Source organism: Vibrio sp. Isolate24 (genome assembly GCF_022398215.1).
Taxonomy (GTDB): Bacteria; Pseudomonadota; Gammaproteobacteria; order Enterobacterales; family Vibrionaceae; genus Vibrio; species Vibrio coralliilyticus_A.
In genome coordinates this window covers 746458-762007 of sequence record NZ_JAKEUU010000002.1, presented here as the reverse complement: position 1 = coordinate 762007, position 15550 = coordinate 746458, and the positions used below count along the sequence as shown (strand labels likewise).

General features: G+C 41.2%; 12 protein-coding genes. 10 read left to right on the top strand and 2 right to left on the bottom strand.

Features of this window, described 5'->3' with window-relative positions; translation table 11 throughout:
- Positions 1-33: 33 nt before the first annotated feature.
- On the bottom strand, positions 34-990 hold the full coding sequence (locus L1D23_RS11745; RefSeq protein ID WP_239866493.1) for a WYL domain-containing protein: 957 nt from the start codon (positions 988-990) through the stop codon (positions 34-36).
- A gap of 51 nt (positions 991-1041) precedes the next feature.
- On the opposite strand from L1D23_RS11745, the gene L1D23_RS11740 reads away from it, so the two are divergent.
- The 8 genes from L1D23_RS11740 (at position 1042) to L1D23_RS11705 (ending at position 13074) form a co-directional block, all read left to right on the top strand.
- Positions 1042-2457, top strand: a complete 1416-nt coding sequence (locus L1D23_RS11740; protein ID WP_239866491.1) for a Wadjet anti-phage system protein JetA family protein — start codon at positions 1042-1044, stop codon at positions 2455-2457.
- 14 nt (positions 2458-2471) lie between these two features.
- Positions 2472-3119, top strand: coding sequence for a DUF4194 domain-containing protein (locus tag L1D23_RS11735; protein WP_239866489.1), 648 nt, complete (start codon positions 2472-2474; stop codon positions 3117-3119).
- The gene (locus tag L1D23_RS11730) at positions 3112-6588 is read left to right on the top strand and encodes an SbcC/MukB-like Walker B domain-containing protein (protein ID WP_239866487.1); all 3477 of its coding nucleotides are present in this window, start codon (positions 3112-3114) and stop codon (positions 6586-6588) included. The genes L1D23_RS11735 and L1D23_RS11730 overlap by 8 nt, the downstream gene beginning before the upstream one ends.
- Positions 6581-7807: a Wadjet anti-phage system protein JetD domain-containing protein gene (locus tag L1D23_RS11725; RefSeq protein ID WP_239866485.1), complete on the top strand. Its 1227-nt coding sequence runs from the start codon at positions 6581-6583 to the stop codon at positions 7805-7807. The genes L1D23_RS11730 and L1D23_RS11725 overlap by 8 nt, the downstream gene beginning before the upstream one ends.
- A 443-nt stretch (positions 7808-8250) precedes the next feature.
- Complete coding sequence (locus tag L1D23_RS11720; protein WP_239866483.1) at positions 8251-8709, top strand: hypothetical protein; 459 nt, start codon at positions 8251-8253, stop codon at positions 8707-8709.
- 22 nt (positions 8710-8731) lie between these two features.
- A complete protein-coding gene (locus L1D23_RS11715; protein ID WP_239866481.1) occupies positions 8732-11701 on the top strand; it encodes a PAAR-like domain-containing protein in 2970 nt (989 codons plus the stop codon).
- Positions 11702-11713: 12 nt separating this feature from the next.
- Positions 11714-12457 carry an AHH domain-containing protein gene (locus L1D23_RS11710; RefSeq protein WP_239866479.1) on the top strand — a complete coding sequence of 248 codons (744 nt, stop codon included), beginning with the start codon at positions 11714-11716 and terminating at the stop codon, positions 12455-12457.
- Positions 12454-13074, top strand: coding sequence for a hypothetical protein (locus L1D23_RS11705; RefSeq protein WP_239866477.1), 621 nt, complete (start codon positions 12454-12456; stop codon positions 13072-13074). Before L1D23_RS11710 ends, L1D23_RS11705 begins: the two co-directional genes overlap by 4 nt.
- 86 nt (positions 13075-13160) lie before the next feature.
- On the opposite strand, the gene L1D23_RS11700 is transcribed toward L1D23_RS11705, so the two are convergent.
- The gene (locus tag L1D23_RS11700; protein WP_239838963.1) at positions 13161-13367 is read right to left on the bottom strand and encodes a helix-turn-helix transcriptional regulator; all 207 of its coding nucleotides are present in this window, start codon (positions 13365-13367) and stop codon (positions 13161-13163) included.
- Between the two features lie 93 nt (positions 13368-13460).
- Here L1D23_RS11700 and L1D23_RS11695 point away from each other — a divergent pair, with 93 nt between their 5' ends.
- Together L1D23_RS11695 and L1D23_RS11690 are read left to right on the top strand one after the other, a co-directional pair.
- Positions 13461-14000 carry a hypothetical protein gene (locus L1D23_RS11695; protein WP_239866475.1) on the top strand — a complete coding sequence of 180 codons (540 nt, stop codon included), beginning with the start codon at positions 13461-13463 and terminating at the stop codon, positions 13998-14000.
- On the top strand, positions 13997-15379 hold the full coding sequence (locus L1D23_RS11690) for a DEAD/DEAH box helicase family protein (protein WP_239866473.1): 1383 nt from the start codon (positions 13997-13999) through the stop codon (positions 15377-15379). Before L1D23_RS11695 ends, L1D23_RS11690 begins: the two co-directional genes overlap by 4 nt.
- Positions 15380-15550 lie beyond the last annotated feature (171 nt).

Here is a 15550-nt window from a genome sequence, read left to right as displayed (position 1 = left end):
AGTGCCCTTATACCAATGACATAGGGAGTTTTCTTATTCACAATGGCCAAAAAGATAAATTCTACATTCTTCCCAGTTTTTAGCCAAAACAGGAAATGACCAAGGCTGCTTCTTGGCTAGGTCATAGTCATCTTCATTAACAGGCATATTGTTATGAGCAAAAAAGTAATGTAGTAACGATTTTCTAATACTTATCGGAGAGGCCTTTCCAAGGTCATATTCTTCAAAAATAAGACGTTGTCCATCTTTGCAAAGGTGAGGGTTAGCCTCGAGAGTTACAGAAATGAATTCTTGCCACACAGTATCTTCAGGAAATTCAGCGTTACCACTCCTTGGCGCTATTAGTTCAGGCATAGAACTAAACCTAGATAATACAAAATCACGAAATTGACAATGATCGTAGCAATAAGCTCTTAAATGGGGACGGTTCCCGACATAGGCAATACCGCAAGGTTTTAACGTCCTTTTTACACCAAATGGAGAACTGGCTGATTTATAAATTGCCTGAATGTCTGATTCGCACTCGATAGCAAGCATTATTTTAGACAGGAGTCCTCTAGTCTGGTTTCTGGTTAATGTCGGTATCGTTTCTATAGATTTGCTATCTGACAATTCTTCAAAAGACTCATTAAATCCGGGAGTTAGGCTTTCACTAATGAAGTGAGGGTTAAACGCTTTGCTTGGCCGATATGACTTATCAGCAGCATTGTATGGTAATAGATTTTCTGGATACAAGTCCCTATAAAGTTTGATATCGCCGCTCGCCTGTTGCCTTGAAATTCCGAACCTCATTACAAGAGTTCGTGAATTTACTTCGCGCTTGAATAACAAATGAAACTCAATAAATTGAAGGCGTTTTTTTACTCCCCAAGGAACATCTTCAAACTTTCTGATCATAATCACTTCTGTTTTGTTAATAACATCATCATTATTATCGATTACTCTTCTGAGGTCGTCAAATAACTTTACATGTAAAGAAACTAGACGCATGATTTTTAATCAATTATAGTTGCTCTATCTAAGAGAACTTTGAAGATTTCTATGTTTTGGGAAAACATCAATAATGACCTGTTTAAACCACTGGCTTCTATAAATAGCGAAATATATTCAATTTCATTATTTGCTTTGTACCGTCATCTGGTGGTCGATCAGACAGAAATAGGTGAATGCACTCCAGCAAAGGCCAAACAGGTCATTCGTAATAGTCTTCTAGAACACGGTCAGGTGACTATCCTTCGAGAAGAAGATGAAGAGCAACGCATTTATGATGAGCCCGACGATGCTGCAAGAATTTATAGGAGGTTGAAGGAGTGTGGCTGGATTCGTGAAGTGGATGGGCTAGGCTACAGAAAGGAAACTTTTATGCCGAGCATCGCGGCTAGCATTATTTCGGCTCTAGACAATATCTCGCAAGGCCCTATTGCCAAACTAGGCTCTACCTGCCAGGGCATATATAGCGCAATTAGGACTGTGCAGTCTGCGCCTCAAAATGCTCTTTCTAACATTGAGTTTGCAGCCGATTGCACCCGAAGGTTCTACAAAGAACTACTCTCTATGGCCGCAAGCTGTCAAGAAATTGCTTATACAATGCGTGAAGAACAAACAGGTAGAAAGCTTTTCGAGACATTTTTTGAAGACTTCCTGAAGAAAATACTATTGGAGGACTACTCCAAATTAAACCTAACGACTCATCCCTATAGGTACCGCTCAGTAACTATTCGTGAAATCTTTGATATTCAGCAGAACAAACCTGTGTGGTTAACTCTTGTTGATAAACACCATCAGGAATACCAAACCATTTCTCGACAAGAATCAGAAGAAAAGTTAAGAACTGAACTTAATGACATCGTCCAAATCCTCGAAAACATCGATACGACTCTAAAGCGCATAGATCACTATAGGCGGACAATGACTAAGCGAACACGTGAAGCAATGCAATATGCTCTAACCGTGACTCCAGAGCTTGGCGAAAAATTAGATAGTCTTATTGATGCTGTCGCGAAGTTACCTAAAGATTCATCCATACCTAGTAACAAATTAACCGAGCTCTATATTGCTGACTCTCGTCTATATCAACCTAGATCAGCACAAGCACCCGCAGAACCAACACAAGTTCAAAAACAGCTACCAAAGATTGAGGACATCGCGAGAAGCCGTGCGATTGATGCCTATATAAAACGAAGAGCGCCTTCACCAAGACGTATATTACACCTTATTGAAAAAGCGCTAGGTGATAAGCAACGTGTTACTAGTGATGAAATTGAAGTGAGCAGCTTAGACGATCTAATTGCTTTTTTGCAAATGCGAGAGTTACTTCATGATGCAGTACCTCTAGGTAGTCCATATAGCCAGTTAACTAAGTTCTACAAATGCAAGCCCATTCAGAACGAATACACAGAAAACTCCTTCATTATCGCGCCCAAAATACTTATAGAACGTAGAATTCATCCGAGTTAAGCCAAGGTACAAAAATGCTAAGAGATTTAAAAATGTTACTAAATAGGCCAGAGAATGAGCATCTTGATGAAGATGATTTTTATCACGCAGCAGCACAAATCAGGCACAAGCAATTTATCTGGTATGACGGCCATGGTCAGCGTTCTAACTATAACCTAGTTCTTAAACACAAAGAATATTTTGCTGATCTATTTGGAGCATTTGGTGATGAATTTGTTTTAGATAATAACTTTGGCTTTTGCGGAGTTATCCCCAAATATCATCGCGGAAAAATGAAGCAGCTCGAGACTCTATTTCTATTAATTTTAGCGAAGCTCTATGACACAGAAGCACGTAAAGCCTGTATTGAAAATGGTAAAGCGCAACCTTCTCCTTCACTATTAATAGACAATTACATAGAACTTACAGGTAAAGAAAAGCCTAAATACACAGACACCAAGGAAGCGCTTAACTCCCTTGAAAAAAGTGGAATTATTTCCCTGGGAGAAAAGGATGAGGCATCAGAACTGCCTACAATTGTGGTTCTACCAACTATCAAGGTGATTTTGTCAGAACAGTATATTTCTCTTTTAGAACACTTTGCCAAAGGTACGCATGAACAATCCTTCGTAGGAACAGACGAAGCAAAAACAGAAAGAGCAGTCGAGGTGACCAATGAATAAAGCTAAGCATTCCTCAAACATGCACCGCCTTGTAAGGCTAACTTTAATTAACTGGTACCTATTTGATTATGAAGATATAACTATTGATGTAGATGTTGCTCTTTTCAAAGGGGTGAATGGTGCAGGAAAAAGTTCTCTAGCAGATGCATTGCAAACTATTTTTGCTGGCGGTGATGAAACCAAGATAGCACTGAATGCAGCAAGCGGTGATAACAAGCAATCAGGTCGTTCTGTACTTTCATATGTACTTGGTATAGTCGCCGAATCCGGAGGGATGAAAGCAGTTCAACCACGTAAATCTTCTAATTGCTATTTAGCCGTAACATTTCAACGACCTGATAATTCTCGTTACAGCTTCGGAGTTTCCTTGTTCGCCCGGAGTGGGGACAAAAAAGTCAAAAAAGAGCGCTTTATTATTGATGGATTAGATCTTAGCAGCATGGACTTTATGGATGGAAGTACCACCATCGTACCTTGGTCAACAATGCAAAAGCGCTTACAAATAATGCCAGCTACCGTCTCTTTTCCAAATAACGCGTCAGATTATAGAAGGCAGTATTGTGAACTGATGTCCGGGTCAGGTGCAAACCAGCAAATTGCTTCAAATATGATGCTACAAGCTTTTAAGAATGGAATAGCATTTAAAGAAGAAAAAAGCATTAACGATTTTATTTGGAACTACATTCTGCCAAAGCGCGCTATCGATGTTGATCGTATTGAAAATGACTATAGCGAATATCAGCAAATAGAAGAGCTTATAGCTACAACAGAGGAAAAACTCTCTTTGTTGAAAAAGATCGTAAGTTCATACACTCGTTACGAACAAAAACACAACAGTGCATTGGCTTACCAATGGTGTGAATTAGAGGCAATCTGCTTAGGTACAGATGATAAATTAAATAAAAAGCAAGACGAAGCATCTAACTTAAAGCTCAAATTAGATGCTAACAACGATAAGCTTAATACGCTCACTGAAAATGTTGAAAAGCTACAAAAGATATCAGATGAGGCCAAAAGTGCTTGGCTTGGCTCTAAAACATATCAAGAGAAGCAAAACCTTTCTGACAAGCTAGCCGATAAAAAACAACTTCGTGAAACAAGAAAAAAATTATTAGACCAATCACATGAACAACTGCAAAAGATTTCAGAATTCTTCTGGCCTGAGTTTGAAGATCCCAAACTATATGATTTGGCTAGATCTATCCAGTCTAACTTGATAGCCATTGTTGACAGTAACAATGACCTTCTTTCTCATCCTTGGTACTTCTCGCTTGAAGGTATTGAGCAAGCCCTTATTGAGCTTAAAAAGCTCAGAGAACTATCTTTAGAATTTCAAAACGAGTCTTCAAACTCAAAACAAAGAACCGCCATATTAACGAAAGGATTTAACGAACTTAGAGCCGCATTTGAAGATTCCCAACAAGGTAAAGTACGCGTTAGTAAATCAACTAGTCATGTTATTGACCTACTAAAAAGCTATGGGATAGATGCAAAACCAGTATGCGATCTCGCAAGCATCAGTGATGATGAATGGCAATTCAGTATTGAAAGTTTTCTTAGAAACAACCGTGAAGCTTTGGTCATTAGTGGTCAAGATTATACTCAAGCACTAAAGCTATACCGTCAGGAAAAAAACAGGCATCGGCACATTCGCCAGGTAAAATTGATCAACCCAGATAAAGGTTTTGGGTTTGAAGGAACACCATCTTCTGATAGCGCTGCGAGCCTAATCGAATCTGACAACCCAATCGCATTGAAGTTCTTACGTGGCTTGTTACACAACGTTAAGCTAGTTGACACTGAAGACGAACTGCGTCATGAAAAACGAGCAATTAGCAAGGATGGGATGGTTTCCGGAAGCGGTGCTATTAGTGGTGGCGGCAAGCCAATTGACTCTATCATGCTAGGAATTGAAGCCAGAAAAAAACATGCTTTAACGCTACAAAAGAAAATTAATCAGCAAGCTCCATTGCTAGCCCAAGCCCAAAACAACCACAATGCATTTGAATCTCTAGTCAATGAGTTCATACCAAGCCTTACAACGGCAATCAACAGCTGTACTCCGTTGTCATGTTCGCTCAAGGAATATAACGAATTTGATCTAGTGATTCAGAAGTTAGAGCTAGAGCTTTCTCGCCTTGATGAAGAATGTGATAAAAAATTGGAAGAGTATTCAATAGAAGCTGGAAGATTGTTTGATGAAGAGAATAATAAACTAAATGAACTCAAGGTTGACGTAGGGATTCAAGAAAAAAATCTTGGAAGTTTAGCAACCAGAATCAATCAGCTCTCAACAGAGTATAAAGAGCTAGTTAGTAAACGGAAGGTGTTTGAAACGACCCACCAACTTTCATTTGATTTAGCTAATGAAAAATTGGAAACACTTACCAATTTACTAGATGAAAATTATGGTGAACTTGCCGAGCAAGCTCGATTGAAAGCTGAGAGCGCACAAACTGCCAGTAATAATGCATTAAGAAATGCAGGGGAGTTACTTGCCCAATATTGCTCATACTTTGATCCTGAAGATAAGAAAGAGCTTGCAGAATTAAATCAATCACAACCACTTCTAGCATCTAAAAGATGTCAAATACACGTAAATAGAATTGAGAAAACTGAACTGGCGAAGTATGGCCTAGATTCAATACGAGCCAGGGAAACCATGCTGAAAAACTTTCGTGCAGAAGTCGTCGCCAATTTAAAAGAAAGCTTCCAACAGATAAAACAGACATTCACAATTTTAAACGATCAATTAGCAGAGCTAACATTCAACAATAACGTTTACCAGTTCCTTTACCCTCTTACAGGTATTGATTCGTTAAAAAAGATTTATGACTATGTAACAGACACTTCAGATCTGGATATAGAAAATGTTGGTACGATGTTTGATGAACATAAAGATGATCCAGCCGTTAGTATCATTGAGAACTTACTACTAGATGGTAGGTTGAGAGAGATTTCAGATTATAGGAATTTTTTTAGCTATGACATACAGTCAAAAGATATAAATACCGATACTAAACGTAAATTCAGCGAATTATTAAAAACGGGTTCTGGCGGCGAAAAGCAAGCGCCTTTTTATGTGGCATTGGGTGCCTCCTTCATGACAGCTTATAGAATTCATAAGTTTGGCGATCATGTTGAGGGTGGGGCTGCAATTGCCATATTTGATGAAGCATTTTCAAAAATGGATGGTAATAACGCCAAAGCAGCACTGTCATTCTTCCGAGAGATTGGATTACAAGTGATCATAGCTGCACCACCAGAAAGTGAGATTAAAACCGGCCCGTACGTTGATAAGACTTATACGATTTTAAGAAATGGCGACCAAGTATATATTGATTATCACGCTTACAAAGATGATGGTAAAAAACTGCTAGAAAGTGACGACCATAATACCAACCCCGAAGTTCTATCTGCCTTGATAAAAGAGGTTGAAAGAGAGTTTGGAGACAAACAAATTGACTAATAAATTGCTTGAAAAGCTGATTAATGCGTGTAACAAACCAAATATACTAATTGAGAGACAGAAATTTAATATTACTCTTAAAAGATACGATTTTTATCATGCTTTAACTATGGGAGAGCGCCTAAAGTGTCACGAGCAATTAGAGCTTGTTGGCAGACAAACCAACTCTCTTCGAGTAGAATATGCTACAAAAGCATTTGGTGATGAAGATTTAATAGATAGCATAGAGCTAACAGATGTTCGTCAACTTTGTCAATTTTTTAATATCCATGTCTACTCAGATGAAACTAAATTAGCGATAGAGGCAATTGACGATATAAAAGATGCATGTCCCAGATGGCTTTGCGACACTCTAACTGAAATCCAAAAAGGTTGGAACGAAGGTAAGCAACCTTACCACTGTAGCCCAAATGATAAGGATAAAATTCAAGATGCTTGTAAATTTATTATTTGGGTAGAATCTATCAGCCCTTCACAACTTGTTTCTGTTGATATTCGAACAGTAAGCGTTCAACTTTTCAATAGCTCTAAAAGGCTTGAGAACTTAGCCTCCAAAATCAAATCAATGATGAGGAAAAAGTTGCCTGAAGAAGTAATGGCGCTAAGTGCTATCGAAGTGCTTGCTTATATTGGCGTTTCTCGCTTCCCACCTTTGTTTAGATTTAAAGGCAGCCTTGAAGTACAGTTTAAATCCGGTCATATAGATACCACTCATTGTTGGCCAAATATCGGAATTTCACCGGATGGGGTTGTTGACATTGCTTTAAATCACCCACCCAAGTATGTACTTTTCATTGAGAACCAGACAACCTTCGAGCGTTATTGCAGAGAAGTTACCGACAATGGTTTAGTCTTTTACACAAACGGCTTTCCATCACGAGGTTGGCAGTCATTGTACTCAAAGCTGGAGACACTGTTGCCTCCTGAAACACCAATTTTTCACTGGGGCGATATAGATGTAGGCGGATACCAGATCTTAGCTTTTATGGATTCTCTTTTCAGCCGTGCAATCATGCCGTATATGATGAATCCTATTGAACTAGTAAGCTCATCTGAAAGAACTGTTAGCAGAGAGAAGTTAGTAAAGAGCCTAAATAAAATTTCAAGAGGGCCAATTCGTGAATTGAGGGACGCTCTTAACTCCATGGATGAGGATGATATCTATTGGATAGAGCAGGAATCGATAGAAATTGAAGCTATAACGAGCTGTGCGCCATGAACTAAACAAGCACGAAGCTCAAAACGAACAGATGATTGTAGCAATCTCGATAAAGTTTGGCTGTGATACTTTTAGGCACTACAACTAGGTCAGATAGCATCAATACAATAGTGGTCTCACTCCGAGTGAATCGTAAAGGCTATATTGTGAAACGTACAAAACTGTGACCAGTTTTATTCGACCATTAAAGCGAAACTTATACCAACAGCTATTTTGCAAATTCTTTGTGCCAGACATCACGAAATTGAGGTAGTACCAACAGCCTAAAATCAGACAAACGAACTACCTAAATTTTCGAAATGATGCCAAAACCTACCTATATGTATGCTAAGGGCTACTTTTGTGCAATTCATATTGAAGGAAATCATACTTTTTTCAACATTACATAATCTTTCCCCTCATCAGTAAAATGATTCGATCAGCTATTGTTATGTGATTTTTTAATGATACACGGATCTTCTACTGACTCTTTAGCCTCACAGCATGGTGCTCGTATTGGCTGGATAAAAGAAATACACCCTGAAAATCATCGTGTGAAAGTCGATTTTTATGGGAATGCTTACGGACAGCCTGTTTGGGCTGCTTTAGGTCGTGGCTTCACTCGTTCTGAGATTCATTTGGCCATCGACAATCAGCTTGAATGCCGTATTGAGTTCGTTGGTGATGATATAGATGTACCTGTACTAACAGATATTTATCTTTCGTTAGTGGAACAACAAGAGCTCGTCATCAAAGCCAAACGTGTGGTATTGGAAGGTAAAGAAGAAGTCACGATTGGAGCTGGTGAGGCCGCAACTAAGTTCAGTGGCAATGATGGTCGCATTACGACGAAGGCGACATACATCTCAAGTCGTGCTGAAAAAGTCCACAAAATCCAAGGTTCAAAAATTACACTGAACTGACCGAGCTTTATAAGGAGTAGATATGTCAGTCACCATCAATGCGAACGGGCTAAGCATCGTTCACAAAGGATCCGGCGGAGAGGCCAATGCCACGTTACCTGATGTGTGTCTTACAACCGTCGGGAATGCCGTAGTTCCTATTCCTTATGGAAACAACGCGAAGTCAGCAGATCTAGTGGAAGGCACCACGACCGTCACCGCAGATGGCGGCAACAGCATTGCCCTAAAGGGCAGTAAGTTTGCCAAGAGTACTGGCGATGCGGGCGGGGACAAAAAAGGTGTGGCATCGGGCACCATTGAATCCGAAGCCGAATTCATATCCGCGTCACCGAATGTCATCATCGAAGGGAAAGGTGTGGCAAGGCTTTCTGACCAAATGACGATGAATAAGGCCAACACCATGTGCCTCGGCGGGGTTCAAAACCCAGCTGTCACGGTCAATGAAGATGAAGAAGGGACTTACACCGTCTACGTTAAGGCCAGATACCCGGATGGCGTGCTTCTCATGAATGCCGACTTTGACATTACTGATGTCTCCGGGGGCGTTCTATCCCCTGGTCATTTTGATGACTCAGGCAAAAGCAAAGTGTCAGGGCTAAAGCCCGGTCAAATCAAAATTCTGGCTAAAGAAAGTACGGATGAGTTTGTTACGACGCCTGTTCGTATTACTAACCCGCACTACTTGCCGGATTACAATGACTATGACTTTTTTGATAGGTCTGCTCAGGGACAGCAAACCTTCTGGCGCCCGAACCGTATTGCCCCGCCAATAGAAGGCTGGGGAACCATGGGGCCTAGCCTCACCGCTGACCGGTATTTTGCCGATATTGTGAAAGCAGAAACGAAAGCCCACTTCGAATTTAGACACCCTGATTTTCAGTTCAGCGTATTGGCAGAATCGCTAATCGCGGGAATTGATAGTCTCTCTGATACCAGTTTTGACAGTGTACTGGCGAACGGCTTACCTATGGTGATGGAAGAAGGGGANACGAAAGCCCACTTCGAATTTAGACACCCTGATTTTCAGTTCAGCGTATTGGCAGAATCGCTAATCGCGGGAATTGATAGTCTCTCTGATACCAGTTTTGACAGTGTACTGGCGAACGGCTTACCTATGGTGATGGAAGAAGGGGAAATCCTCTCCGTCTTAATTCGTTTACCCAAACATGAAACAGCAGACCGTATGCTGGCTTACATGCGTGCTCGTGGCAAAGGCAACCCTCAGGTTTTCATCAATAGCTACCCTTGGGATAAGGCGAAGAAGACACTTAACTCTGAACTTGAAGGTCTACTTAGTAAGATAAAGGGGCGTGTCGAATCACTCAAATCCGAAGCCAGTCGGTTGAATTACGTTTACTTGTCTTCTGATATCTATGAGAAGCATGTCAGTACCATTGATACTTACGCTAAAAAGCTGTCCGATAACCTCAGCCAAGCTTTCAAGCGTATGGAGAAGAATGCTAGCCAACTTATGAGTGATGTGTCGGGTGTCTCGGTCATTCAAGCGCCTGACCATGTTTATTCTGCTGAAGCAGGGACTATTGAAGTGGTGGTGAATGCGATACCGAAGATAGATTTAGAAGAGCAGAAGTGGATTAAGATCCGTGCCGTTCATGATGATCTGTGGGGAACGCCTGTTTACGCCAAAAACCTCAAAGTGATAGCCAATGGCTCCGTTCCCCATAAAAACAAGTTAGAGCTCAACCCATCGCCACAAAGAAGTACGATCTCAGAAACTATGGATCTGGCGTTGGAGACTCGGAAGACAGAAGGAGGAGTGGTGGTGGTCGACGACCTTAAACCGAACACCGACTCCGTCACTATCGAGTATGAAGGTGAGCCGGGCATTGAAGATAAGATTGCAAAGCAACAAGAAGCGATAGAGACCTATTTGGATGGCCTTTTAAACACCGTTGCTCAAGATATGTCAGGTTTCCAGAAGCAATGGGACGAAGAAGGCGTACTCTGTTTGGGTGATGGTGTGCTTGAAGGGGCTAAAGCTTGGGGAGCTGACGTGGTGGAACTTTTCTCTCCCGAAGTCTGGGGCGAGATGGGCCATACTCTAGCCGATGCCACCACCGATGGTTTTGATAAGCTCTATATTTACGCCAATCAAAAATACAATGCATTGGAAAAGTACACCGCCGATGCGATGAAAGGAACGGAAGCTCAGTTAGCTCAAAGCGATTTACCAAGCTGGGTAAAACAGGCAGCTTACATTTCCAGTATGGCGCCTAACTTACTCATTGCAGCCAGTGTGGATGCATACGAGAGCATTGATGAGGCCATCGATGATGTGCAGCTTTGGTGGAATGAAGGCTCAGATGATATCGCGCGCAAGATTAAGTGTATTGCAAGACACCGAGAAGCCATTTGGAACTTGCCTACGCTCTTTACCAACAACGATGTGAAAGGAGTAGAACAGTTCGTTGACACTGTCGTGATGGAGTTTGACCCTGAGTGGGCGATGGAAATCAAGGGGAGTGAATTTTTCCCTAAAGCCTTGGCGTTGATTAATGATGACAACAGCATCTTGCCTTTCTTTACATACTTGAACCTCATTATTGAAGCCATCCCGCCTAACTTCTATTTCTACTACGTGGGCAAAGCGGCAGCGTACATTGCCATTGAAGTGGTGTTAACCATTGTGATTGGATTACTAACAGGGCCAGCAGGGGCAGCCGCTAGAATTGCGACGGTCACAGCGAAATTTACCATGGGTGTCAAAAAGGTTGGGGCAGTCTCTCACGCCGCACAAGCACTAAAAACCTTTACCAGTACTGTGGATGGCTTAGTCGATATCTTACCAGATTACGACAAATTAGCGGGCCATTTGGCATTGCGCCGTAAATCAGCCATACCAGACAAACGGGTTAATGGTACCGCTCAAGTGGAAGAGGAACATGAGCCTAGAAACGGTAAATGTCGATTGTGCAAGAGTGAAGAACATAAAACTCCTCGGCTGTACCGGGGTGAAATTGATTATGTATAGGATGAGTTACCTATGGGTATACTGAGTAACCAAGAAGCGGCCGAATCCGATTTTGTTAATGGTACAATTGAGAAAAAAGGCTACCGAAAACGTTGGGTGAATAACGTAAAAAAATTACCTGAGCACCCCTATAACAATGGTATCCATATGGATACGCATCACCTTATTTCCGCTGAAGCGGTAAAACTCAGTGAACTGGGTGAAAACTTGGTCAATAAAGGTTATGATATCAATCAGTTATCAAACTTGGTTGGTCTGCCTGCTACATTACCAGGGGCATGCCAACTTCATTGCCAACTGCACCGAGGGGACCATACGTTTAGCCGTCCTAGAGAAGAACCGTATCATGATTACGTTTCTGGAGAGTTGAGAGACCCAGAGATAAGAAAGAGCATTAAAGAGTGCTACGGTAAAACTAAAGCAACGGAAAACGAGTCCGAGATACATAAGCTACTTGATCCGATAAGCCGTAAGTTACTAAAAAAGATTAACAAAGTTAAAAAAGGGAAGTTTTTTTTACTGCCGTTGACCAAGATTTCCCATTATTTTGTTCCCGGAGGGCCAGGATGCGCTTGTCAGTTTGATATTCTCAATGCAGAAGCTTCCTCCGATACATACTGCAGCAACGACAGACTTCACTACAAGGGGAGTGACAGAGATGGTAAAGACAAGCGTTACCAAACCAGTCGCTCACCATGGAACACCAAAACAATTACGTACCAGAGTACAAGATGGATACCTAAGGTAGGACAATGAGCCAATATAACGATCAATACTATATTGTTTTTAAAAGCTATGATGAAAACACTTTGTATCTAAAGCCACAGAAACATTCAGCTATGAGAGATTACGAATATACAAAGCTGAGTGGTGGTGAGCCTATGTTTTTTGAAAATGGCTACCGTGAAGATGATTTGGCTCGAGGTATATCAAGACCTATTAAGCAGGCCCACTTAGATTCAACTTATCCTGTATTTTCCAATGAAATCAAAGAGTCTCTTGGTGAAATTAGCAATAAGTTCTGTCAGTTGTACCCAAGCGTGATTGTAGACGACAACAATAAATACCATGACAACTTTTGGGTCTTTAATGTTTTTGAAAAAATGGACGTCCTTAATCTCGAGAAGTGTAGTATTGATGATTTTGACCCTGAAGACACTCGACACACCATTGAGCAGTACTATTTAGATGATGACAAGTTGTCTGCGATGCCAGAGAAAGATCGTTTAGTCTTTATGCCTAAATTCAGCGACTATCCTCATATTATCGTTCATGAGAAAGTTGTGAAAGCGTTCAAGAAACACAATGTAGATACTTTGAACTTTGTTAAAGTGTCTGACTGGGAAATGGGGCTCCAGTTTGTAGAGTCTTAATGAGTATGCATCTCGGTCAGGAAAATGGCCGAGATGATTACCAAAGATAGGGCAACAAGCCAATACAAATTGGGTGTTATTCGAGATTAGGGTAATAGTTCTCTGACATCACACTCTAACACTGAAGCCAACATATAGGCTTTTTCCAAAGTTATATTGACTTCTCCTCGCTCTATCCGCCCAATATAGCTTCTATCTATTTGCGCCATTAAGGCCAGCTTTTCTTGTGCAATGGATTTGCTTAAACGCATCTTGCGCAGATTATCTCCAAACTGCTTTGCTAAGTCTTTCATTTTATGTCGTTCTTAAAATCAAAGACTATCCGCTCTTGATGCGCTCATATCCACGGACTATAATCCGCAACTTTCCATTTTGATGGTGTCGCTATGACCGAAGTCTATCGAATTAACCGTGATGTCTATCAGGCCATCACTCACCCTTCAATGAGTAGTTTTCGCGTGACAGATGTTCGTAAACATATTCAGAGCCATTCTGATTCGTATGGCAGCGTGTCTAACGCTCGTCAACTTGTCGCAAGGCAGCTTGATAAGCTCGAAAAGGCTGGGCTTGCTGTTAGCCAAGGAACTAGACACAACAAGACTTACTCAAAAACAAGTGCCTTTAATGAAATGAGGTTTGACCTTAAAGAAAAGCGTTTGATGAGCTCAAAAGTAGCCACTGCAAAGAGTCCGTTGCGATCTATTCATTCAACGCTACAGCAAGAAAAGTCTGACATTGAAGCTGAACTAACAATCACCCTAGAAGAGCTCAAAGAGTACAAAATACTAATGAAGCGTTCGAGAGAACTCTGTAGGTTACTCGATGAACCGCATTCGAATGCAGCCAAAAAAGCGGCATCACTCGTAGCAAAACTGAACGTTTGGTCTGAAGCACTTGCACGATTGCGTAAAAGTGAATCGATATGATGAGAGTATGGCAACAACAATGCGTAAAACATGCGTATAACAAGTATAAAAGTGGAGGATGCCATTTTCTAGCGCAAGCAACGCCAGGAGCCGGAAAAACGATTATGGCCGCTAGTCTTGCCAAGAAACTACTCGATGATGAAATGATAGACTTCGTTGTCTGTTTCTCACCTTCAAAAAATATCTCAAATGGGATTGAGAAAACATTCTCAAAATATTTGAAATGTAAGTTCAAGGGGCAAATCGGCGATAGGGGTATATCAATGACATACCAGTCGCTTAGGTCGGTGAATAAAGAATTTTGGGACACACTTGCAAACTATCGAGTGCTTTGTGTTTTTGATGAAATTCATCATTGTGGTGGTGACAACGAGGACAACTGCAATTCTTGGGGCTACCATACTCTGGCGGTAGTCCAAAAAGCGGCCACCTATACACTTGCACTCACGGGCACACCTTGGCGCTCCAATCAGACACCTGTGATTCTCGCTACATACTCGGATCCAGAAGGGCGGATAGTTTGTGACTACCAGTATACACTTTCCCAAGCAGTCAAAGACCGAGTATGTCGACGTCCCAAGGTTGCATTGATTGACTGCGATAAAACAGTTTTCTCTGATTCGAAGAGCCATGAGGTGTTTAGCTCGATCAATGAGCTAGTATCTAGTGGTCATGTCACTTACTCGGACGTCATCAAGAATATTGATGCTCTCAACTATATTCTTGAAGAAAGTGTAAATCGATTAACTCTTATCCGAAAATCAAACAATCGTGCCGGTGGACTAATTGTTGCGTCATCCATAAAGCACGCAAACCAAATAGCTCTTATTCTGTCAGACCATTTCAATGAATCTGCGATCGTTGTTACCCATAAAACTCAGGATGTACACTCTGTAATTCAGTGTTTTAGAGATAGTGCGCACAGCTGGATTATTAGTGTAGGTATGATAAGTGAGGGAACAGATATCCCAAGACTACAAGTATGTTGTTACCTTTCGAACATTCGGACTGAATTATACTTCAGACAAGTACTGGGACGGATTTTGCGAACCACCACGGATAGACAGCAAGAAGCATGGTTGTATACCTTTGCAGAAGTAAACCTTCTCCAATTCGCTGAACAAATCGAGATAGACATACCAGAGAGCTGTATCTATATAAATAGAAACACTCCGGTGAATCAAGAGGTAAGGGGGGGTAGAAAGAAAAGCCTACATTTAAACCCTGAAGGTGAAAGAGATATACCCGGCGATACCTTTGAATGGGAAGCCCCATCTAGAAGTGAAGCTATCCTAAAAAGTGACAATAAAACCAGCTCACAATCACTCTGTCTGGATGAGTTCAATCAAAAAGTGATAGAAGCCTTTCGCGATATTTAATAACTAGGTACGTGTGAATTCATATAGTCCCGCTATCATTGATAACATCTTGTCTATCGCCAAATACCTAACGGAGTCCTTTGGACACGCTAGGATATACCAAATTGTTCTCACCTGAAGAGGCTCACTTTGAAATGCTAAACGTTTAAGCAATCATTTGATTAGGCAACT

Coding starts and splice junctions, on each gene's coding strand:
- L1D23_RS11745 (WP_239866493.1), bottom strand. CDS start 990: ATGCGTCTAGTTTCTTTACATGTAAAGTTATTTGACGACCTCAGAAGA.
- L1D23_RS11740 (WP_239866491.1), top strand. CDS start 1,042: ATGTTTTGGGAAAACATCAATAATGACCTGTTTAAACCACTGGCTTCT.
- L1D23_RS11735 (WP_239866489.1), top strand. CDS start 2,472: ATGCTAAGAGATTTAAAAATGTTACTAAATAGGCCAGAGAATGAGCAT.
- L1D23_RS11730 (WP_239866487.1), top strand. CDS start 3,112: ATGAATAAAGCTAAGCATTCCTCAAACATGCACCGCCTTGTAAGGCTA.
- L1D23_RS11720 (WP_239866483.1), top strand. CDS start 8,251: ATGATACACGGATCTTCTACTGACTCTTTAGCCTCACAGCATGGTGCT.
- L1D23_RS11710 (WP_239866479.1), top strand. CDS start 11,714: ATGGGTATACTGAGTAACCAAGAAGCGGCCGAATCCGATTTTGTTAAT.
- L1D23_RS11705 (WP_239866477.1), top strand. CDS start 12,454: ATGAGCCAATATAACGATCAATACTATATTGTTTTTAAAAGCTATGAT.
- L1D23_RS11700 (WP_239838963.1), bottom strand. CDS start 13,367: ATGAAAGACTTAGCAAAGCAGTTTGGAGATAATCTGCGCAAGATGCGT.
- L1D23_RS11695 (WP_239866475.1), top strand. CDS start 13,461: ATGACCGAAGTCTATCGAATTAACCGTGATGTCTATCAGGCCATCACT.
- L1D23_RS11690 (WP_239866473.1), top strand. CDS start 13,997: ATGATGAGAGTATGGCAACAACAATGCGTAAAACATGCGTATAACAAG.